Origin of the sequence: Falsirhodobacter xinxiangensis, assembly GCF_004959935.1 — a bacterium.
GTDB classification, from domain to species: domain Bacteria; phylum Pseudomonadota; class Alphaproteobacteria; order Rhodobacterales; family Rhodobacteraceae; genus Falsirhodobacter; species Falsirhodobacter xinxiangensis.
Genome location: NZ_SMYN01000015.1, coordinates 65,329 through 85,746 on the forward strand (window position 1 = coordinate 65,329; position 20,418 = coordinate 85,746).

The 20,418-nt window shown below is 64.9% G+C and carries 18 protein-coding genes and 2 pseudogenes; 17 read left to right on the plus strand and 3 right to left on the minus strand.

Going from position 1 to position 20,418, the window contains the following annotated elements:
• The first annotated feature begins 50 nt into the window (after nt 1-50).
• The 9 genes and pseudogenes from araD to E2K76_RS15615 all read left to right on the plus strand — a co-directional run bounded on the left by araD (nt 51) and on the right by E2K76_RS15615 (nt 9,624).
• Nucleotides 51-1,778 (plus strand): L-arabinonate dehydratase, encoded by a 1,728-nt coding sequence (araD, locus tag E2K76_RS15580; RefSeq protein ID WP_136685367.1) that lies wholly within the window; start codon nt 51-53, stop codon nt 1,776-1,778.
• 12 nt (nt 1,779-1,790) lie between these two features.
• Nucleotides 1,791-2,501: a ribonuclease activity regulator RraA gene (locus E2K76_RS15585; protein WP_136685370.1), complete on the plus strand. Its 711-nt coding sequence runs from the start codon at nt 1,791-1,793 to the stop codon at nt 2,499-2,501.
• 66 nt (nt 2,502-2,567) lie between these two features.
• Nucleotides 2,568-4,076, plus strand: a complete 1,509-nt coding sequence (locus E2K76_RS15590; protein ID WP_136685372.1) for an ABC transporter substrate-binding protein — start codon at nt 2,568-2,570, stop codon at nt 4,074-4,076.
• 48 nt (nt 4,077-4,124) lie between these two features.
• Nucleotides 4,125-5,183 (plus strand): Ldh family oxidoreductase, encoded by a 1,059-nt coding sequence (locus tag E2K76_RS15595; RefSeq protein ID WP_136685374.1) that lies wholly within the window; start codon nt 4,125-4,127, stop codon nt 5,181-5,183.
• 141 nt (nt 5,184-5,324) lie between these two features.
• Nucleotides 5,325-5,753 (plus strand): annotated as a pseudogene (locus E2K76_RS21210) (ATP-binding cassette domain-containing protein); the annotation flags it as partial.
• A 330-nt stretch (nt 5,754-6,083) separates the two neighbouring features.
• Nucleotides 6,084-6,755 (plus strand): annotated as a pseudogene (locus E2K76_RS21215) (ATP-binding cassette domain-containing protein); the annotation flags it as partial.
• A gap of 11 nt (nt 6,756-6,766) precedes the next feature.
• Nucleotides 6,767-7,723 (plus strand): ABC transporter permease subunit, encoded by a 957-nt coding sequence (locus E2K76_RS15605; RefSeq protein WP_220432265.1) that lies wholly within the window; start codon nt 6,767-6,769, stop codon nt 7,721-7,723.
• 21 nt (nt 7,724-7,744) lie between these two features.
• Nucleotides 7,745-8,677 (plus strand): ABC transporter substrate-binding protein, encoded by a 933-nt coding sequence (locus E2K76_RS15610; protein WP_136685380.1) that lies wholly within the window; start codon nt 7,745-7,747, stop codon nt 8,675-8,677.
• 209 nt (nt 8,678-8,886) lie between these two features.
• A complete protein-coding gene (locus E2K76_RS15615) occupies nt 8,887-9,624 on the plus strand; it encodes a YoaK family protein (protein WP_169053335.1) in 738 nt (245 codons plus the stop codon).
• On the opposite strand, the gene E2K76_RS15620 is transcribed toward E2K76_RS15615, so the two are convergent.
• Nucleotides 9,611-10,339 (minus strand): FadR/GntR family transcriptional regulator, encoded by a 729-nt coding sequence (locus E2K76_RS15620; RefSeq protein WP_136685383.1) that lies wholly within the window; start codon nt 10,337-10,339, stop codon nt 9,611-9,613. The two genes, E2K76_RS15615 and E2K76_RS15620, sit on opposite strands and share 14 nt — an antisense overlap.
• A gap of 161 nt (nt 10,340-10,500) precedes the next feature.
• Between E2K76_RS15620 and E2K76_RS15625 the strand changes: the two genes are divergently transcribed.
• Together E2K76_RS15625 and E2K76_RS15630 are read left to right on the plus strand one after the other, a co-directional pair.
• Entirely contained in the window at nt 10,501-12,009 is a 1,509-nt protein-coding gene (locus tag E2K76_RS15625; RefSeq protein ID WP_136685384.1) for an aldehyde dehydrogenase (NADP(+)), read from the plus strand.
• 77 nt (nt 12,010-12,086) lie between these two features.
• Nucleotides 12,087-13,340, plus strand: a complete 1,254-nt coding sequence (locus tag E2K76_RS15630) for an Hsp70 family protein (RefSeq protein ID WP_136685385.1) — start codon at nt 12,087-12,089, stop codon at nt 13,338-13,340.
• Here E2K76_RS15630 and E2K76_RS15635 read toward each other — a convergent pair.
• On the minus strand, nt 13,337-14,671 hold the full coding sequence (locus tag E2K76_RS15635; protein WP_136685386.1) for a sensor histidine kinase: 1,335 nt from the start codon (nt 14,669-14,671) through the stop codon (nt 13,337-13,339). The two genes, E2K76_RS15630 and E2K76_RS15635, sit on opposite strands and share 4 nt — an antisense overlap.
• Entirely contained in the window at nt 14,668-15,339 is a 672-nt protein-coding gene (locus E2K76_RS15640) for a response regulator (RefSeq protein WP_136685387.1), read from the minus strand. Before E2K76_RS15640 ends, E2K76_RS15635 begins: the two co-directional genes overlap by 4 nt.
• 101 nt (nt 15,340-15,440) lie before the next feature.
• Between E2K76_RS15640 and E2K76_RS15645 the strand changes: the two genes are divergently transcribed.
• The 6 genes from E2K76_RS15645 (at nt 15,441) to E2K76_RS21220 (ending at nt 20,191) form a co-directional block, all read left to right on the plus strand.
• Entirely contained in the window at nt 15,441-16,490 is a 1,050-nt protein-coding gene (locus tag E2K76_RS15645) for an ABC transporter substrate-binding protein (RefSeq protein WP_136685388.1), read from the plus strand.
• A gap of 164 nt (nt 16,491-16,654) precedes the next feature.
• Entirely contained in the window at nt 16,655-17,593 is a 939-nt protein-coding gene (locus tag E2K76_RS15650; protein ID WP_136685389.1) for a Bug family tripartite tricarboxylate transporter substrate binding protein, read from the plus strand.
• Nucleotides 17,590-18,084, plus strand: a complete 495-nt coding sequence (locus E2K76_RS15655) for a tripartite tricarboxylate transporter TctB family protein (protein WP_136685390.1) — start codon at nt 17,590-17,592, stop codon at nt 18,082-18,084. Before E2K76_RS15650 ends, E2K76_RS15655 begins: the two co-directional genes overlap by 4 nt.
• Nucleotides 18,085-19,602 (plus strand): tripartite tricarboxylate transporter permease, encoded by a 1,518-nt coding sequence (locus E2K76_RS15660; RefSeq protein WP_136685391.1) that lies wholly within the window; start codon nt 18,085-18,087, stop codon nt 19,600-19,602.
• Between the two features lie 58 nt (nt 19,603-19,660).
• Nucleotides 19,661-20,053, plus strand: coding sequence for a group III truncated hemoglobin (locus E2K76_RS15665; protein WP_136685392.1), 393 nt, complete (start codon nt 19,661-19,663; stop codon nt 20,051-20,053).
• A gap of 51 nt (nt 20,054-20,104) precedes the next feature.
• Nucleotides 20,105-20,191, plus strand: coding sequence for a hypothetical protein (locus tag E2K76_RS21220; protein ID WP_136685398.1), 87 nt, complete (start codon nt 20,105-20,107; stop codon nt 20,189-20,191).
• The last annotated feature ends 227 nt before the right edge of the window (nt 20,192-20,418 follow it).

Sequence of the window (20,418 nt, forward strand, 5' to 3'; positions counted from 1 at the left end):
TTTTCTGGAGGAGGGCGGCGCCTGCCGCCGACACGGGGGAATTGCCTGATATGAAGACCTATGCCGAATTGCGCTCGGCCCGCTGGATGGTGCCTGACGATCAACGGTCCTTCGGGCACCGCTCCCGCACGATGCAGATGGGTTACGATCCGGTGGACTGGGAGGGCCGCCCGATCATCGCGATCATCAACACATGGTCGGACGCGCAGCCCTGCCACATGCACTTCAAGGACCGCGTCGAATGGGTGAAGCGCGGCATCCTGCAATCGGGCGGCTTCCCGATGGAACTGCCCGCGCTGTCGCTGTCGGAAAACTTCGTCAAGCCGACGACCATGCTTTACCGCAACATGCTGGCGATGGAGACGGAGGAGCTTCTGCGCTCGCACCCCGTCGATGGCGCGGTGCTGATGGGCGGCTGCGACAAGACCACGCCGGGGTTGGTCATGGGCGCGTGCAGCATGGGGATTCCTTTCGTGTATCTGCCTGCGGGGCCAATGCTGCGCGGCAATTATGCCGGCAAGTATCTGGGTTCCGGCACGGATGGGTTCAAATATTGGGATGAACGCCGCGCCGGCACGATCTCCAAGGAGGAATGGACGGGGATCGAAGGCGGCATTGCGCGGTCTTACGGCCACTGCATGACGATGGGCACGGCCTCGACCATGACGGCGATTGCCGACGCGATGGGGCTGACGCTGCCCGGTGCGTCGTCCATCCCTGCGGCGGATGCCAGCCATCAGCGCATGAGCACCCAGTGTGGGCGGCGCATCGTGGAGATGGTCTGGGAAGACCTGACGCCCGAGAAGATCATCACGCCGGCGGCGGTCGAGAACGCCGTCACGGTGGCGATGGCGACGGGCTGTTCGACCAACGCCATCATCCACCTGATCGCCATGGCCCGCCGTGCCGGTATCCCGCTGGAACTGGACGATCTGGACCGGATCGGGCGCACGACGCCGGTGCTGGCGAATATCCGGCCGTCGGGCACGACCTATCTGATGGAAGACTTCTATTACGCGGGCGGGTTGCGGGCGCTGATGAAGCAGTTGGGCGACAAGCTGGACCCGACGGCGATCAACGTGACGGGGCGTCCGCAGGTCGAAGGGTTGGATCAGACGAAGATCTGGAACGAAGACGTCATCCGTCCGCTGTCGAACCCCGTCTATCACGAGGGCTCGCTTGCGGTGCTGAAGGGCAACCTTTGCCCGGATGGCGCGGTGATCAAGCCCGCCGCTTGCGATCCGAAATTCCATAAGCATGTCGGCCCGGCGCTGGTGGCCGACAGCTATCCCGATCTGAAGAAGATCATTGACGATCCCGATTATCCGATGACGCCCGACACGGTTCTGGTGCTGCGCGGTGCGGGGCCGCAGGGTGGTCCGGGGATGCCGGAATGGGGGATGATCCCGATGCCGAAGGCGCTGTTGAAGCTTGGCCTGCGCGACATGGTCCGGATTTCTGACGCGCGCATGTCGGGCACCAGCTTCGGCGCTTGCGTGCTGCACGTCTCGCCCGAGGCGTTCGTGGGCGGGCCGCTGGCGCTGTTGAAGACAGGCGACATGGTAGAGTTGGACATCCCGAACCGCAGCCTGAACATGCAGGTCGCCAAGGATGAGATCGAAGCCCGCCGCGCCGCGTGGGCTGCGCCCGAGCGCAAGTTCGAACGCGGCTACGGCTACATGTTCTCGAAACATATCGAGCAGGCCGACAAGGGCTGCGATTTCGATTTCCTGAAAACCGAGTTCGGCGGCAAGACCCCCGATCCCGTCATCAACTGATAGGTGCCCGCGATGAAACCCGAAACCCGCGAAAAGCTGATGGGCGTGTCGGTCGCCACGCTGTGCTCGGCGCTGTATAAACGCGGTCTGCGCAACCAGACCATTCAGGACGTGCGCCCCGTTGCGCGCAAGGGCCGCAACATGGTCGGCCCCGCCTATACCCTGCGCTACATGCCCGCGCGGGAGGATCGCAACCCGATGACGATCTTCCGCGATCCCAAGCATCCGCAGCGCGTCGCGATCGAGGAATGCCCCGAAGGCGCCGTGCTGGTGATGGACAGCCGCAAGGACGCGCGGGCGGCTTCCGCAGGCGATATCCTGATCACGCGGCTGATGGCGCGTGGGGGGGCGGGGGTCGTCACGGATGGCGGTTTCCGCGATTCCATGGTGATCGGAGAGCTGGACATCCCCGCCTATCACAGCCGCCCATCCAGCCCGACGAACCTGACGCTGCACGAGGCGATCGACCTGAACGTGCCGATCGGCTGCGGCGATGTGGCGGTGTTCCCGGGCGATATCGTGGTGGGCGACGATGACAGCGTCATCATCATCCCCGCCGAGATCGCGGACGAGATTGCGGATGAGGCGGTGGAGATGACGGCATACGAGGATTTCGTGGTCGAACGCGTCAAGGATGGCGCGACGATCATCGGCCTCTATCCCGCGACGGACGAGCGGAACCTGGAACTGTTCGCCGAATGGCGGCAGGCCAACGGGCGCTGACCAAGAAACAGGTCGCGGGGCTGGCCACCCGCGACCGCCGGAACGGCCAATTAGGGAGGAAAACTGATGAAACATTACAAGACGATGGGTGCAGCACTGCTGGCATCCGCGATTGCCTTGCCTGCCTTCGCGCAGGACAAGAACATCACCATCGTGCTGGCCCAGAACGTGGACCTTGTGGACCCGTGCATGGCCGCGCGTCAGAACGTCGGCCGCGTGGTGTCGGAAAACGTCAACGAGATGATGGTCGAATTCGACTATGTCAATGGCGGGTTGAAGCCGCGCCTTGCCACCGAATGGACCCAGATCGACGACGACACCTGGCAGTTCAAGCTGCGCGAGGGCGTGAAATGGCATGACGGCACCGATTTCACCGCCAAGGACGTGGAATTCACGCTGGACCGCAACAAGAACCCGAACCTGACCTGCGAAGTCGGCGGCAAGTATTTCGGCGGCATGGAATTCTCGGTCGAGGCGCCGGACGATCACACGATCAACATCACCTCGAACCCGCCCTCGCCGATCCTTCCGCTTTTGATGACCGTGATGCCCATCGCCTCGGCCAGCGCAACGCCCGAGGGCGAGTTGACGCGCGCGCCCGTGGGCACCGGCCCCTATGTCTTCGACAACTGGAACGTTGGCCAGTCGATCACGCTGAAGCGCAACGCCGATTACTGGGGCGAGCAGCCGGAGGTCGAACAGGCCACCTATGTCTGGCGGACCGACAGCGCGGTGGCCGCCGCGATGGTCGATACGGGCGAGGCCGACATCGTGCCGCAGATCGCCATGCAGGACGCGACCAACCCGGAAACCGACTTCGCCTATCCGAACTCGGAAACCACCTATATGCGGATCGACACGCGCACCGCGCCGCTGGACGACGTCCGCATCCGCGAGGCGCTGAACCTTGCCATCGACAAGGAAGCCTTCATCGGCACCCTGCTGCCCGAGGAATCGCAGATCGCCAGCCAGCTCGTCGTGCCGACCACCATCGGTTATAACAAGGAAATGGAGCCCTGGCCCTTCGATCCCGAACGCGCGACCGAACTGGTCGAGGAAGCCAAGGCGGACGGCGTTCCGGTCGATACCGAGATCCTGATCGTCGGTCGTAACGGCCTGTTCCCCAACGGGACCGAGACGATGGAAGCCATGATGGCCATGTGGCAGGATGTCGGTCTGAACGTCAAACTTCAGATGAGCGACATTTCCATCCACAACACTTACTTCGTGCGGCCCTTCAACCAGGATGGCGTGCCGACCCTGACCGAAGCGATGCATGACAACGCGACGGGCGACCCGGTCTTCACCGCCTATGTGAAATATGCGTCCGAAGGCATCCAGTCGATGGTCATCAACCCCGAGCTGGACAAGATGATCGCCGACGCGACCATCGCGGCGGGCGACGACCGGGCAGCCAAATGGGCCGAGGTGTTCCGCGTGGCCGAGCGCGACATCATCGCCAACGTGCCGATGTTCCACATGGTCGGCTTTACCCGCGTCTCGCCGCGTCTGGACTTCAAGCCGACGATCGCAGCGAACTCGGAGCTGCAGCTGGCGCAGATCAAGTTCAAGTAATCTGCCGGGCGCCCCTTCGCGGGGCGCCTTTTTTCCAAGGAGATGACGATGCCGCTGATCGACCGGATCGAGCTGACCGAATTCGCGCGCGCCATGTTGGCCGCTGCCGGGCTGGAGGACGACAAGGCCCGCGCGACCGCCGAAATCCTTGTCGAAGGCGACATGATCGGCCATGAGACGCACGGGACCAGCCTTGTCTCGTGGTATCTGGACGAACTTGACGGCGGGTTGATGGCGAAGTCCGGCAGCTATGACGTCGTTTCGGATCATGGCGCCACCTTCGTCTGGGATGGCAAGCTGCTTCCCGGCGCGTGGCTTTTGACCGAGGCATTCGAGCAGGCGTTCGAGCGCGCGCCGCAATATGGCGTCGTGACCGCCGCGATCCGCAACTGCCATCACACCTGCGCGCTGGCGACCTATCTCCGGCGGGCGACCGACCGGGGGCTGATCGCGCAGTTGAGCGTGTCGAACCCCGGCGCGGCGCGGATGGCGCCCTTTGGCGGGACCGTTCCGCTTTTGACGCCGAATCCGCTGGCCGTGGGAGTCCCGACCCGGTCCGATCCGATCCTCGTCGATGTGTCATCCTCGATCACCACCACGACCATGACGCAGCAGCTTGCCAAGAAGGGCGAGCGGTTCCCCGACAAATGGGCACTGACCGCGCAGGGTGTGCCGACCGACGATCCGTCGGAGGTGACGGATCGGAAAGGGTCGCTCATGCCGCTGGGCGGGGCAGAAAAGGGGCACAAGGGATTTGGCCTAGCGCTGATGGTTGATCTGTTGGGGCAGGGGCTGTCGGGCAAGGGGCGGGCCGATGCCAAGCCGGGGGTTCTGGCGCAGGCGGCGTTCCTTCAGGTGATTGACCCTGCCGCTTTTGCCGGGTTGGACGCCTTTACCGAACAATCCGAATTCACCGCCAATGCCTGCCGCACCAATCCGCCCGCGCCGGGTGTTTCGGCGGTTCGGGTGCCGGGCGATTCCGCCTCGCGCAAGCGCCGCCGCGCTTTGCAGGAAGGCGTCGCGATCTCGGACGAGTTGGCGGCAAAGCTGGCTCGGGCGGCGGAGCGTGTTGGCGTGGCGTTTCCGACAAAACTGACACTTGCCTGACGCTGGAACATTTGTCATCCTTCCCTTACGTTTGTTTCCGGGGTGTGGAGGCCCCGGTGAGTGGGAGGTGGGATGGCTCCGGTTCTGGAAATGCAGGGCATCGCCAAGACCTTTGGTCCGGTGCGTGCCCTGCGGGGTGTGTCGCTGACCGTTCATCCCGGTGAAGTCCATGCGCTGATGGGGGAAAACGGCGCGGGCAAGTCCACGCTGATGAAGATCCTGTCGGGCGCCTATGTTCCCGATCCGGGGGGCGAGGTGCGGGTGAACGGCCAGCCGATGCCGTTCGGGAATCCCAAGACATCCAAGGATTTCGGCATAGCCGTCATCTATCAGGAACTGTCGCTGGCCCCGAACCTGACCGTGGCCGAGAACGTGTTCCTTGGAAACGAACGCGCCAGCCGCGGCGTGGTGGACCGTCGCGCCATGCGCGAGGAGACGGAGCCGCTGCTGCGGCAGCTGGGCGTGTCCTTTTCGCCCACGACGCAGGTCGGCTCGCTTTCCTTGGGCGAACGGCAACTGGTCGAAATCGCGCGCGCTTTGTCCACCAACGCCCGCATCATCGTCATGGACGAGCCGACGACCTCGCTTTCCAGCCGCGAGACCGAGAAGCTGTTCGAGGTGATCGCCCGCATGAAGGCGGATGGGATCGCCGTCATCTATATCAGCCATCGGATGGAGGAGATCTATCGCCTGTCGGACCGTTGTTCGGTCCTGCGCGACGGATCTTACGTCGGCACGCTGGACCGCGACGAGTTGAGCGCGGCGAAGCTGGTCGCGATGATGGTTGGGCGCGATCTGTCCAGTTTCTACAAGAAGGACCACGTTCCGCACGACGCCCCGCGGGATATCGTCATGACTGTCGAGGGGATGAGCGACGGGCGGTTGGTGTCCGATTGCAGCCTGACCGTGCATCGCGGCGAGGTTCTGGGCATCGCTGGGCTGGTCGGATCGGGACGGACGGAACTGGCGCGGCTGATCTATGGCGCGGATGCCAGGACTTCGGGGCGCGTGACGATGCTGGGCCAGGACGTGACCCCGAAGACCCCGCGCGAGGCGCTGGATGCCGGGATCGTCTATCTGACCGAGGATCGGAAGGGCCTGGGGCTTTTTCTGGACATGAGCATTTCGGACAATGTCAGCATGTGTGTGCTGGAGCGTGACGCCAAAAGCGGTTTGCGCGATTTCGGGCGGGCAGCGGAGCGGGCGGCGCGGTCGCTGAAGGGGCTGGCGATCAAGGCACCGAACGCGGCGATCACGGTCGGCGCATTGTCGGGCGGCAACCAGCAGAAGGTGCTTTTGGCGCGTCTGCTGGAGCTGGAGCCGAAGGTCATCATCCTGGACGAGCCGACGCGCGGTGTGGATGTCGGCGCGAAATCGGAAATCTATCGCCTGATCGACGATTTGGCGAAACGGGGCATGGCGGTGGTGATGATCTCGTCCGAATTGCCCGAGATCGTGGGAGTTGCGGACCGGGTGCTGGTGATGCGCGAGGGGCGGATCGCCGGAGAGGTCCGCGCCCCGGTGGAGCAGGAGGCGATCATGGCGCTGTCGGTGGGGCCTGTCGCTGCATGAAGGGAGAGACGATGCAGAATGCGGAACGGGTGCGGACGCTGATCCGCGCGGCAGGGATGCTGCCGGTGCTGATCCTGCTGGCCATTGGGTTCGAATTGCTGACCGGGCGGTTCCTGTCGGTGAACAACCTGTCCATCGTCACGCAGCAGGCGTCGATCAACATCGTGCTGGCGGCGGGGATGACCTTCGTGATCCTGACCGGGGGGATCGACCTGTCGGTCGGCTCCATTCTTGCCACGGCGGCGATGGGCGCGGTGATCGCCTCGCTTTGGCCGGGGATGGGGTGGCTGGGCGTGCCGATCGGGCTGCTGATCGGGCTGGCCTTCGGGATCGTCAACGGGCTGATGGTGGCCTATCTGGGGCTGCCGCCGTTCATTGTGACCTTGGGCGCGCTGACTGCCGTGCGGGGGGTGGCCCGGCTGTTGGGCGAGGATACGACGGTCTTCAACGCCGATCTGCCCTTCGCGGTGATCGGAAACGGGACCGTGTTCGGGATTCCCATCCTTGCGATCATCGCGCTGGCCGTCATCCTTGCCAGTTGGTTCATCCTGCGCCGGACGGTGCTGGGGACGTGGATCTATGCCGTGGGCGGCAATCAGGAGGCGGCGCGCCTGACGGGGATCAAGGTGTCGCTCGTGCTGCTGTTCGTCTATTCCATGTCGGGGCTGATGGCGGGCCTTGGAGGCGTCATGTCAGCGGCACGGCTGTATGCGGCCAACGGATTGCAGCTTGGGCAGGCCTATGAACTGGATGCCATCGCCGCCGTCATCCTTGGCGGCACCAGTTTTGTCGGTGGTGTCGGATCGATCTGGGGCACGCTGATCGGCGGCCTAATCATCGCCGTGCTGTCCAACGGCCTGATCCTGACCGGCGTTTCCGACATCTGGCAATTCATCATCAAGGGTTTGGTCATCATCGCCGCTGTGGCGCTGGACCGCTACCGCCTGTCGGGCGGGGCCCGGACGTAATCGCATCACTGGGAGGTAAGAATGCGTAAGATACTGTTGGCAACCGTGGCCGCGATCATGGCGACGGGCGCACAAGCACAAGAGAAGACGCTGGAGAGCATCGGCATCTCGGTCGGCCTTCTGGGCAATCCGTTCTTCGTCGCGACGATCAAGGGGATCGAAGCTCGCGCCAAGGAGATCAACCCCGATGTGCAGGTCACCGCGGTTTCCGCCGATTATGACCTGAACAAGCAGGTCAGCCAGATCGACAGCTTCATCGCCGCAGGCACGCAGATCATCATGCTGAACGCGGTGGACGCGCAGGCCATCGCCCCTGCGGTCGCACGGGCCAAGGCAGCGGGCGTGATCGTGGCCGCCTTCGACGTGTCGGCCCCCGGCGCGGATGTGACGGTGATGACCGACAACGTCGATGCCGGGCGCAAGGCTTGCCAATACATCTTGGACCAGCTTGGCGGCACGGGCGACGTGGTCATCATCAACGGCCCGGCCTCCTCGTCGATCATCGACCGCGTTGCCGGCTGCAAGGAGGTGTTCGACGCTGCCGATGGCATCAACGTTCTGTCGGACGACCAGAACGGCCAAGGCTCGCGCGAGGGCGGCCTTGCGGTGATGCAAGGGCTTCTGACCCGTTTCGACAAGATCGACGCGGTCTTCGCGATCAACGATCCGACGGCCATCGGCGCGCAGCTTGCCGCGCAGCAGCTTGGTCGCAGCGAGTTCATCATCACCGCCGTCGACGGGGCGCCAGACATCGAGGAGGCGCTGAAATCCGGATCGGGTCTCATCAAGGCCTCAGCCTCGCAAGATCCGTATGTCATGGCGGGCGAGGCGCTGGAGATGGGATACGAGGCGCTTCAGGGCAATATCCCCGCCGAGCCGACGGTGCTGCTGGAACCGGAGTTGATTACCGCCGACAACATCGCGACCTACAAGGGCTGGACGGCCGCGCGCTGAGTCGGATGACGCAAATGCGAAAGGATGTTCCCGTTCGCGATCAGGATTGCGTCAGAACTGCGTGAGAATTCGGCGAGTTAGGCGGATTCCTACCCACCGCTGTGCAAGTGCAGCGAAATCGCGCCAAAGGCTAAGCCGGGACGGTTGTCTATCGTTCCGGCTGTGTCACCTTTTTCGCAGGGAGGTGAAATTCCGCGAAGGAGGCCATGATGTTCGCCGCACATCGAACCAGACCCGTCCGGCTCGCCCGACTTGCCGCCGCCCATCACCGTTCGCGTGAGACGGACCGGCTGCTGGGAATTCTTCTGGCTGCCATTGCGGGCAGCCTGAATGCTGGCGGTTTCATTCTTCTCTCGCAATATACCTCGCACATGACCGGGCATCTTTCGATGATTGCAGGGGGCATGGTGCTTCAGAACGTCGTCGTGATCCTGCAGAGTTTGGCGGTCGTGGGGTTCTTTACTATGGGCGCGGCGCTTTCGGCGGGGCTGATCGCCTGGGGGCAGGTCAACCGCCTGCGGATCTGCTATGCCCTGCCGCTTGGGGTGCAGGGCGTGCTTCTGGCCTCCATTGCGCTGGTCGAGGAACTGCCCCCGCATGTTGCCGATTACGTGGGTCTTTGTCTCGTGGCCTTCGTCATGGGGCTTCAGAACGCGACCATCACCCGGATTTCCGGCGCGCGGATCAGGACGAGCCACGCGACCGGCCTCATCACCGATCTTGGGATCGAGCTTGGGCGAGGCGCCTATCGCGTCTTTGCGCCGCGATCCGGGATCAGACAGGACACTGCCAAGCTGTGGCTGTTCGTGCAGCTGGTGGTTGCCTTCGTGGTCGGGGGCGTCGCGGGCGCGGTCGGACACGGGCTGGTCGGATGGGACTTTGCCGTGCCGCCGGGGGTCGCGCTGGTGCTTCTGGCGATCTGGCGCCGCGCCCCTAGCGCCGCGTGACGTCGCCGCGCAACACGGCACGGTAGCGGGACTGGCTTCCCTTCAGATGGCGCCGCATCGCATCGCGTGCGCCATCTTCGTCACCGTTCGAGATCGCCTCGACGATGCGGCTGTGTTCGCCGTGAAGTTGCGCGATATAATCGTCCGAGCTTTCGTCCCGCCCCTGAAGCGCCGCGCGGGGGATGACGCCGCGCCCCACCATCGACAGGAATTCCCCGAAGCGCGGATTGTTGGACGCGTCGGCAATGGCGATGTGCAGCGCGAAATCGGCCTCGACCGTTGGCTGGCCGCTTTGCAGGCACTCAAGCACCGCATGATGGCAGGTGATGATCCCCTCCTCCTGCTGCGGCGAGCGGCGAAGGGCGGCAAGGGCGGCGGCTTCCACCTCGACCGCCGTCCGGAGTTCCAGAAGTTCGATCACCGACGAGATGCGGGCATAGTCGAGGTTCTGGAACGGCAGCACCTCGGCGCGCGGCGGCTCCAGCACGAAGACACCGGCGCCCTGTCGCGCCTCGACCAGGCCGTCGGCACGCAGGGCGGCGACGGCCTCGCGGATCACCGTCCGGCTGACTCCATGCGCTTCGGTCAGGCGGGCCTCGCTGGGCAGTTTGTCGCCCGGCTTCAACTCTCCGGACAGAATCGTCTGGCGAAGCGTCTCGCTCACCTGCGAGACCAGCGTTCCGGACTTGACGGGAGTGTTTTCGTGGGTCTGCATGTTCAGGCCTGCGGTATCTGCGTATATTTCAGGAGAACCCGGATAGGGTTGTAAGTCAAGTTCTGCAACTTGTGCGACAGAAAAAGGCTGCGGTTGACGGTTTCGGGCCGGCATGTATGATGATTCCGCATCCTGCGATTAAAAGAACCAGAGGATAAATCATGACCTTTACGCCGCATGGCAAGCACCTGATTGCCGGGGAGTGGGTTTCCGGCGATGCGACCTTCGCGTCGTCTCCGGCGCATGGGCCGTCGCACACGTTTTCGACCGGCACCGTCGATCTGGTGGCCCGCGCCTGTGCGGCGGCCGAGGACGCCTTCTGGACCTATGGCTACACCACGCGCGAACAGCGGGCGGCGTTCCTTGATGCCATCGCCGACGAGATCGAAGCCCGCGCCGCCCAGATTACCGAGATCGGCACGCAGGAGACCGGCCTGCCCGAAGCACGTCTGAACGGCGAGCGGGGCCGCACCACCGGCCAGCTGCGCCTGTTCGCGCAGCACATCCGCGACGGCGAATACCTCGACCGCCGCGTCGATGCGGCCCAGCCGGACCGTCAGCCCGCGCCGCGCCCGGAAATCCGGCTGATGCAGCGCCCGATCGGGCCTGTCGCGGTGTTCGGCGCGTCGAACTTCCCGCTGGCGTTTTCGACTGCGGGCGGCGACACGGCGGCGGCATTGGCCGCGGGCTGCCCGGTCGTGGTCAAGGGCCACTCGGCACATCCCGGCACCGGCGAGATCGTGGCCGAGGCCGTTCTGGCTGCGATCGAAAAGACCGGCATGCCGAAGGGCACGTTCAGCCTGATCCAGGGCGGCAACCGCAAGGTCGGCGAGGCGCTGGTCACCGATCCGCACATCAAGGCGGTTGGCTTCACCGGATCGCTGGCCGGAGGCCGCGCGCTGTTCGATCTGTGCGCCAGCCGCCCCGAGCCGATCCCGTTCTTCGGCGAGCTTGGCTCGGTCAACCCGATGTTCGTGCTGCCCGAAGCCGCCAAGGCGCGCGGCGAGGCGCTGGGCACTGGCTGGGCCGGATCGCTGACCATGGGCGCGGGCCAGTTCTGCACCAATCCCGGCATCGCTGTGGTGGTGAAAGGCGACGCGGCGGATACCTTCGTATCGGCCACCAAGGCGGCGCTGGAAAAGGTCGCACCGCAGACCATGCTGACCGACGGCATCGCATCGGCCTATCGTGAGGGGCAGGAGCGGTTCGAGACGCGCAATTCGGTCAAGCCGGTGGTTTCGACCACCAGCGAAGGTCGTCAGGCCAGCCCGAACCTTTACGAGACGACGGCGGATGCGTTCCTTGAAGATCACACGCTGGGCGAAGAAGTCTTCGGCCCGCTGGGTCTGGTCGTGCGCGTGGACTCGGTCGAGGACATGGTGCAACTGGCCAAGGGTCTGCAGGGTCAGCTGACCACGACGCTGCATCTGGACGATGCCGACCACGGCGCAGCGGCCAAACTGCTGCCGGTGTTGGAGCGCAAGTCGGGCCGCGTGCTCGCCAACGGCTTCCCCACCGGCGTCGAGGTTGTGGATTCGATGGTGCATGGCGGGCCTTACCCCGCGTCCACCAACTTCGGCGCGACCTCGGTCGGCACCATGTCGATCCGCCGCTTCCTGCGTCCGGTCAGCTATCAGAACATCCCCGAAGCCCTGCTTCAGGACTTCTGAAAACCAGCGCGCGCCGGGGTTTACTTCCCGGCGCGCGCCTTTTACTCCGCATCCCCCGCCCATGATGGAGAGATGCGATGCAACCCCGATATTGCGGGATCGATTTCGGCACCTCGAATTCGACGGTCGCCATTGCAGATGACGACAGCGCGCGACTGATCCCGCTTGAAGCAGGGGAGCCGACCCTGCCCAGCGCCGTGTTCTGGGAAACCGATGGCGGACCGCCCCAGTTCGGGCGTGCGGCCATCCGCGCCTATGTCGAGGGCGATGACGGGCGGTTGATGCGCGGACTGAAAAGCACGCTCGGCTCGTCGCTGATCCACGAGAAGACACGGGTGGGCAGGCAGGCGCTGTCGTTCCGCGACGTGGTGGCGCGTTTCATCGGGCATCTGAAGGCGGAGGCCGATGCGGCGACGGGGGGGATCGACCGTGTCGTTCTGGGCCGTCCTGTCCATTTCGTCGATGGCGATGCCGAAGGCGACCGCGCGGCGCAGGCCGTGCTGGAGGAAATCGCGCTGGCTGCGGGTTTTCGCGAGGTCGCGTTCCAGTTCGAACCCATCGCCGCCGCTTTGCATTACGAGCAGTCGGTGACGCAGGAGGAGCTGGTGCTGATCTTTGACATCGGCGGCGGCACCTCGGACTTCTCCATCGTTCGCGTGTCGCCCGAACGTGCTCGGGCGGCGGATCGGCAGGCGGATATCCTTGCCAATGACGGTATCCGCGTCGGCGGCACCGATTTCGACCGGCTGCTGTCGCTGGCCGAAGTCATGCCGCATCTGGGGTTCGGCAGCACGACGCGGCAGGGGCAGGGCAACATGCCCCGGCATTTCTGGCTGGATCTGGCGACATGGCACCGGATCAACATGCTTTATGCGCCGCGCACGATGTCGGACCTGAAGGCGCTGCGCCGCGATGCCGACAGCCCGGACCTGCTGGATCGGATGATCCGCGTCATCGAAGCTCGCGCGGGCCATGCGCTGGCGATGGAAGCCGAAAGCGCCAAGATCGCGCTGTCCGAGAGCGAGTCGACGCGGCTGGCGCTGCGCGAGATTGCGGGCGCGCCGAACCCTGTCGTGACGCGGGGCAGGTTCGAACAGGCCGTCGATGCGCCGGTCGCGCGCGTGCGCGATATGATCGGGTCCGTTCTGGTGCAGGCGGGGCTGGCGGAATCCGATATTACGACGGTGTTCCTGACGGGCGGCTCAAGCCGTTTGCCGGTGTTGCGCGGGGCCGTGGCGGCGGCGCTGCCGGATGCGCACATGGCGAGCGGCGATATGCTGGGCAGCGTCGGGACCGGGCTGGCGGTCGATGCGCGGCGGCGGTTCCGCTAGGCCGGCGGGAAGAATAGCGTCACGCGCAGGCCGCCGCCGGGCCGTTCGGACAGTTCGGCCCGGCCTTCGAACAGCGCGGCGATCTCGGCCACGATGGCAAGGCCAAGACCGAAGCCTTCGCCGGTGCCGGCGCGGGCAAAACGCGATGTCAGCTCGGATCGGCGTTCCGGTGCGATGCCGGGGCCGTTGTCTTCGACCGCCAGCGCGACCTGCTGCCCCGCGGTGACGCGCACGGTGATCTCCGCCTCGGGTCCGGCGTAGTGAAGGGCGTTGTCGATCAGATTCCGCAGCGCCTCCTCGATGAGCACGGGCTGGGCGTGGATGCGCGCAGGGTCGCCCTCGAATCCCAGATCGGCGCCGCGTGCCGCGGCTTCGGGCACCAGATCGCCCGTCAGGCGGCGCGCAAGCTGGGCGATATCGATGACCGGCGCGCTGGCGCTGGTGGCATCGACCCGCGCCAGCAGAAGCAACTGCGCCAAGATTCGTTCGGCGCGGGCAACGGCGGCATCGCCGCGTGAGGCGGCCGCGCGCACCTGCGGATCGCCCGAGGCACGCGCGGCCAGTTCAAGCTCCATCCGGACCACGGCCAGCGGCGTCCGAAGCTGATGGCTGGCATTGCCGGTGAAGTTCCGCAGCGCGCCCAGGGTCGTGCCAAGCCGCCGCATGAAACCATTGACCGCGGTGACCAGCCCCTCGACCTCGCGCGGGGTGTCTTCGGCCAGCGGTCGCAGATCGTCCGGCGAACGGGCGCCGATGGCTCGCTCCAGTCGGGTCAGGGGGCGCAGCGCCACCGTGACCGCAATCCAGACGATCCCCGCGATGCAGAGCGTCATCAACGAAAGCCGCGCCGCCGACCGCAACAGGATCGACCGTGCCAATTCCCGCCGCGCGAGCGTGGATTCCGCGACAGTGACCGAGAAGGGCAGCGTTCCGGCCCCGGTTGCCGCCTGAACGGAAAGGGTCGTCACACGGAAGTTGTCGCCCGCAAATTCGGTGTCGATGAAATCTTCCGGCGCGGCGCGGGGCAGGGTGTCATAGCCGGTCAGGAAGCCGTCCGGCCCATCGACGCGATAGAAAACCCGGTCTTCGGCTGGCGAGGTCAGCATCTCCAGCGCGGAATAGGGGATGTCCACGTCCAGCTGGCCGTCGGTGGTGACCGTCACACGTTCGGCGATGGCAAGGGCCGATCCGCCAAGGATGCGGTCCGATATGCTGTTGGCTGTGCGGATCGCCTCGCGCCATGTATCGCCCAGCACGGCCAGCCCAAAGATCGCGGTGGACACCAGCAGCCATGCCAGAAGGCGGCGGCGCAGCGAATACCCATTCCTCACGCGGGGGGCTTTTCGATGTAATAGCCAATGCCGCGCGCGGTCCGCAGATTGACGCCGTGCGGCTGCACCCGGCGGCGCAGACGGCTGACATATTGTTCGATCGCATTGTCCGACAGGCTGTCATCCAGCGAGGTGAGCGACTGGATGATCGCCTCCTTGGGGACGACCTTGCCTGCCCGCATGAACAACAACTCCAGCAAAGCTCTTTCGCGGGCTGGAAGGTCAAGAACGCCCGCATCGGTGGCGAATTGGCGGGTCGTCAGGTCCAGCGTGATGCTGCCGATCTCCAGCCGCGAGGACCGCAGGCCCGCATGGCGGCGCAGGAGCGAGCGGACGCGCGCCTCGAATTCGCCGATGTCGAAGGGTTTGGCCATGTAATCGTCGGCGCCGAGGTCGAGCCCGCGCACCCGGTCCTCCGGCGCGCCGCGTGCGGTCAGGATCATCACCGCCGCTTGGTTGCCGCGCGCCCGCATCGCCCGCAGCATCGCAAGGCCGTCCATCTGCGGCAGGTTCAGATCGAGGATCACCAGATCGAAACTCTCGCTTGCCGCCAGCGCCTCGCCGGAGGCGCCGTCATGGACTACGTCCACGGCATAGCCCGCCCCGGCAAGCAGGCTTGCCAACGCCTCGGCCAGCGGTTTGGTGTCTTCGACAAGAAGGATGCGCAATGGAACCTGCCCCGGAAATTCAGGGCAAGTTAGCGGTAGCGGGCGCATGCCTCAAGCGAAACGGCATTGAGGCCGCGCGCGGCAGGGTGCATCTTTCGTCCATGCGTGCGATGCTTCTTCTGCTGTTCATGGCCGGGCCGGTCCTTGCCGATGCCACCCGCTTCGACTCGGTGGGCGAGGGGGCGGAGCAGTTGGTCATCTATTCCTCGCTGGATGAACGTCTGGCGCAACCTTTGATCGAAGGGTTCCAGTCGCGCAATCCCGGCGTGGCGGTTGTCTATCACGACCTGCTGACCGGCGAGATCGATGCGCGTATCCGCGCCGAGACCGATGCGGGCGGCCCGACGGCCGATTTTGCGTTTTCATCGGCAATGGATCAGCAGGTGAAGCTGGCGAATGACGGATATGCCCGCCCGGTCACGGTTCCCGAAAGCGCAGAGTGGCCGGATTGGGCGAATTGGCGTGACATGGCCTATGCCATGACGTTCGAGCCTGCAGTGCTGGTCTATCACAAGCCCAGTCTCATTGGCCCGCCGCCGGACAGCCGGAGTGAGCTGGTGCGATACCTTCGTTATCACCCCGATCAGGTGCGGGGGCGGATCGGCACTTATGACATCTCCCGCTCGGCGGTCGGTTTTCTGCTGCTCGCGCGCGATCAGGACCATTTTCCCGACATATGGGCGACGATCCGGCAGATGGGCTTGGCGGGCCTTCGCCAGTTCGCCACCAGCGAGGAGATACTGGAACGGGTGGCGGATGGGCGGCTGATCTTTGGATACAACATCCTCGGCTCCTATGCCGCCGATTGGGTGCGGACGCATCCTGATCTGGGAATGGTCCTGCCACGCGATTACACGGTTGTCGTCTCGCGCGTGGCGCTGGTGCCGCGCGCGGCGCACGCGCCAGAGCTTGGGGCGCGGTTCCTGTCCTTCTTCATGTCGCGCGAAGGGCAAACGATCCTTGCCGAACGGCTGCGCCTGCCCGCCGTGTCGCTGGAGGTGTCGGACAAGAATTCCGCGCGCGCGATGCAGGCGGCGCTGGGCGATCAGCTTCGCCCCGTCCCGGTCAGCCCCGGACTTCTGGTTTATCTGGATCAGGCAAAAAGACGGCGGTTGCTGGCGCAATGGGCGCGTGTTTTGTCCGGCGAGTAGAAAAATGGCGATACGACAGCTTCATGACAGCTTTATGTGCTGTGATGAAAGCAAGGGATGCCTCGGAGGCGGCATCCGGGCCAAAAGGGGGGAGCCTGTCGATCGCTGGGAGGCGGTCGGCCATTCCCCTGTGCGGGGTCCGCGGACCCATGGGGAGGATCAATATGAAACGTTTCGTGCTCGCCGCGTTGCTCGCCAGCGCCGTTCCGGCTTTTGCTGCCGATTACACCATCATCGCGCCCGCCAACCCGGGCGGTGGCTGGGACCAGACCGCGCGCACCATGCAGGCGGTGCTTCAGGAGGAGGGCATTTCCGATTCCGTTCAGGTGCAGAACGTGCCGGGCGCGGGCGGAACCATCGGGCTGTCGCAATTCGCCAGCCAGAACAAGGGCAATCCGAACGCGTTGATCGTGGGCGGTTATGTCATGGTCGGGGCGATCCTGACCAACCATTCGCCGGTCTCTCTGGCGGACGTCACGCCCATCGCGCGGCTGACGGGAGAATATGAGGCGATCGTGGTTCCGGCCGCGTCTGACATTGAGACGATCGACCAGTTGGTCGAGAAGCTGAAGGCCGATCCCGGTTCGGTCAGCTGGGCGGGCGGTTCCGCGGGCGGCACCGACCATATCGGCGCGGGCCTGATCGCAAAGGCGGCGGGCGTGGACCCGACGCGGATCAACTACATCGCCTATTCCGGCGGGGGCGAGGCGCTGGCCGCGATTCTTGGCAATCAGGTCACGGCGGGGATTTCGTCCCTGGGCGAGTTCCAGGCACAGGTCGAGGCGGGCACGCTGCGCCTGCTGGCGGTGTCCTCGCCCGAGCGGATCGAGGGTGTGGACGCGCCGACGCTGATCGAAAGCGGGCTGGACGTGAACCTTCAGAACTGGCGCATGGTCGCGGCGGGGCCGGACATTTCGGACGAGCAGAAGGCTGCGATCACCGCCGATATCGAGACGCTGGTGAAATCCGAAGGCTGGCAGAAGCAGCTGGCCGACAAGGGATGGACCGACACCTATCTGGCCGGTGACGCGTTCGATGCGCAATTGGCCGAGGATACCGCCGCGACCGAGGCGATCCTGAAAGACATCGGCCTGGTGAAATGAGCGCATCCCGCCACGAAGGAGAGCGTCGCCCCGACTGGGCGGCGCTTCTCGTCGCAGCTTTTCTTGTCGTCGTGGGTGGCGTCATGCTGTGGGATTCGGCGCGGCTTGCCGATCTGGGCGGCTATTCCGGCGTCGGGCCGGGAACCATCCCGCGCGTGGTCGGGGTCGGGCTCATGCTGCTGGCCGTATGGACTGCGTTCGCGGCATGGCGCGGCGACTTTCCGGAACGGGAGCCGCAGAAGATCGCGCCCGTGGTCTGGATCGTCGCCGGGCTTGCCGGGCAGATGATGCTGCTGCATGTGGCGGGGTTCTCACTTGCCACTGCGATCCTGTTCGCATTCACCGCGCGGGCCTTCGGCAAGCGCAATCTGGCGGTCAATCTGGCCGTCGGCATCATCTTTGCCTTCCTCGTCTGGGCCCTGTTCTCGCAGCTTCTGATGCTGCATCTGCCGGCTGGCCCGCTGGAACGGCTGTTCTTTCCGGGGGCGTGAATGGGAAGCATCGATTTCCTGATGCAAGGGTTGGCGGCGGCGTCCGACCCGATGCTTCTGCTGTATGCGCTGATCGGCGTGACGCTTGGCACGGCGGTCGGCGTTCTGCCGGGCATCGGCCCGGCGCTGACGGTGGCGCTTTTGCTGCCGGTGACCTATCGGCTGGACCCAGCCGGCTCGCTCATCATGTTCGCGGGTATCTATTACGGTGGGATGTATGGCGGATCGACGACCTCGATCCTGCTGAACACGCCTGGGGAAAGCGCGTCGATTATCACCGCGCTTGAAGGCAACAAGATGGCCCGGCGTGGCAGGGGCGGTCCGGCGCTGGCCACAGCCGCCATCGGGTCTTTCGTTGCGGGTCTGATCGCGACGCTGCTTCTGGCCTTCCTTGCGCCCTATGTCGTCCAGCTTGCGCTGAAGATGGGGCCGCGTGAAAACTTCGCGCTGATGGTGCTGGCCTTCGTAACGGTTTCGGCCGCGCTTGGGGATTCGGCGCTGCGGGGTCTGACCTCGCTGTTCCTTGGGCTGGCGCTGGCCTGCATCGGGATCGACCAGTTGACGGGTCAGGCGCGCTTGTCCTTCGGCGTGCCGGAACTGCTGGACGGGGTGGAGGTCACGACGCTGGCCGTCGCCATGTTCGCCATCGGCGAGGCGCTGGCCATCGCCGCCAAGGGCCCCGGCCCTGCGGATGAAGTGACGGCGGTGAAGGGTTCGGTCTGGATGAGCAGATCCGACTGGGCGCGGTCGTGGAAGCCGTGGCTGCGCGGGACCTTCCTTGGCTTTCCCATTGGCGCGATGCCCGCAGGCGGGGCCGAGATCGGCACCTTCCTGTCCTATGCGACGGAGAAGAAGCTGTCGAAGCACCCCGAGGAGTTCGGCAACGGCGCCATCGAAGGCGTGGCCGGGCCGGAAGCGGCGAACAATGCCTCGGCGGCGGGAACGCTCGTGCCGCTGCTGACGCTCGGCCTGCCGACCTCGGCAACGGCGGCGATCATGCTGGCGGGGTTCCAGCAGTTCGGGCTGCAACCGGGGCCCCTGCTGTTTGCGACGAACCCGACTCTGGTCTGGTCACTGATCGCATCGCTGCTGATCGCAAACTTCATGCTGCTGGTGTTGAACCTGCCGCTGATCGGGCTGTGGGTGAAACTGCTGACCGTGCCGAAGCCGTGGCTCTATGCGGGCATTCTTCTGTTCGCGACGCTTGGGACCATCGGGGCGAACCCATCGGTGTTCGAATTGGGGATGCTGCTGGCTTTCGGAGTGATCGGGTATCTGATGCGGATCTTCGGCTATCCCATCGCGCCGATTGTCGTAGGCCTGATCCTTGGCCCGCTCGCGGAACAGCAATTGCGCCGCGCGCTGTCGATCAGCCAGGGCGATCCTATGACGCTTCTGCAATCGCCGATCGCGGCGGTGATGTTGACCATCGCCGCGCTGGCATTGATCGTGCCGCTGGTGCTTCGGCTGCGCGGGCGCGGCGAGGTGCTGCGTCAGATAGGCGGCGACGAAGATTGAGCGGGCGGCCTTCGGGCCGCCCTTTCACTTTCTTGGCCGCGCTCATATCTTCTTGGGTATGATGCCCCCGCGTTTTCCAGTCACCTCGGACCAGATCGACATTGTCGTCGCGGATTTCTATGCGCGGGTGCGTTCCGATGCCGTGCTGGGGCCGATTTTCGCGGCGCATGTGACGGACTGGACTGCGCATGAAGGCAGGATCGCCGCGTTCTGGCGCAATGCGATCCTTTATGATCGCGGCTATGAGGGCAGCCCGATGATGGCGCATCGCCGAGCGGGCGACGTAAGACCCGACCACTTCCCCCGCTGGCTCGCCCTGTTCGAAACCGCGCTGCATGCCCGCCTGCCTGTCGAAGTGGCCGCCGCATGGTCGGCACTGGCACATCGCATCGGCGCGGGGCTTCGCATGGGTGTGGCGGATCGGGCGGATGGCCCTCCTTCGCTTCGCTGAAGGGAACGAAGGGGCCTGCGGGGCGTTCATCCCGCGCAAAAGGAGGCACTCATGTTCAAGTTCATCGGCGGAACCATCGGCATCATTTTCCTGATCGGACTTCTGGTCGTCATTGGCCTTCTGAAGCTCATTTTCTAAGCTCGCCGCCCGATTCTTCGTTAGAGTCCCCAGTATTCATTGGTTCGTGATGATCGTGCGGTTGGATGGCATGGTCATCCAGCCGCGCAACGCGCGTGGCGCGCTGAAAAGGCCTCGAAAGCAAGTGATTGTTTTCGTTTGGAAAATTACTTTTCCAGCAAAAATTTCATTTTTCCTCTTGCGAGTGTTGGTGTGTATCCGTAGATACCGCTTCACCGCAGCGGAGA

Bases quoted from the DNA above. Each gene is read 5' to 3' on its own strand.
- araD (WP_136685367.1), top strand. From the start codon at position 51: ATGAAGACCTATGCCGAATTGCGCTCGGCCCGCTGGATGGTGCCTGAC.
- E2K76_RS15585 (WP_136685370.1), top strand. From the start codon at position 1,791: ATGAAACCCGAAACCCGCGAAAAGCTGATGGGCGTGTCGGTCGCCACG.
- E2K76_RS15590 (WP_136685372.1), top strand. From the start codon at position 2,568: ATGAAACATTACAAGACGATGGGTGCAGCACTGCTGGCATCCGCGATT.
- E2K76_RS15595 (WP_136685374.1), top strand. From the start codon at position 4,125: ATGCCGCTGATCGACCGGATCGAGCTGACCGAATTCGCGCGCGCCATG.
- E2K76_RS15605 (WP_220432265.1), top strand. From the start codon at position 6,767: ATGCAGAATGCGGAACGGGTGCGGACGCTGATCCGCGCGGCAGGGATG.
- E2K76_RS15610 (WP_136685380.1), top strand. From the start codon at position 7,745: ATGCGTAAGATACTGTTGGCAACCGTGGCCGCGATCATGGCGACGGGC.
- E2K76_RS15615 (WP_169053335.1), top strand. From the start codon at position 8,887: ATGTTCGCCGCACATCGAACCAGACCCGTCCGGCTCGCCCGACTTGCC.
- E2K76_RS15620 (WP_136685383.1), bottom strand. From the start codon at position 10,339: ATGCAGACCCACGAAAACACTCCCGTCAAGTCCGGAACGCTGGTCTCG.
- E2K76_RS15625 (WP_136685384.1), top strand. From the start codon at position 10,501: ATGACCTTTACGCCGCATGGCAAGCACCTGATTGCCGGGGAGTGGGTT.
- E2K76_RS15630 (WP_136685385.1), top strand. From the start codon at position 12,087: ATGCAACCCCGATATTGCGGGATCGATTTCGGCACCTCGAATTCGACG.
- E2K76_RS15645 (WP_136685388.1), top strand. From the start codon at position 15,441: ATGCGTGCGATGCTTCTTCTGCTGTTCATGGCCGGGCCGGTCCTTGCC.
- E2K76_RS15650 (WP_136685389.1), top strand. From the start codon at position 16,655: ATGAAACGTTTCGTGCTCGCCGCGTTGCTCGCCAGCGCCGTTCCGGCT.
- E2K76_RS15655 (WP_136685390.1), top strand. From the start codon at position 17,590: ATGAGCGCATCCCGCCACGAAGGAGAGCGTCGCCCCGACTGGGCGGCG.
- E2K76_RS15660 (WP_136685391.1), top strand. From the start codon at position 18,085: ATGGGAAGCATCGATTTCCTGATGCAAGGGTTGGCGGCGGCGTCCGAC.
- E2K76_RS15665 (WP_136685392.1), top strand. From the start codon at position 19,661: ATGATGCCCCCGCGTTTTCCAGTCACCTCGGACCAGATCGACATTGTC.
- E2K76_RS21220 (WP_136685398.1), top strand. From the start codon at position 20,105: ATGTTCAAGTTCATCGGCGGAACCATCGGCATCATTTTCCTGATCGGA.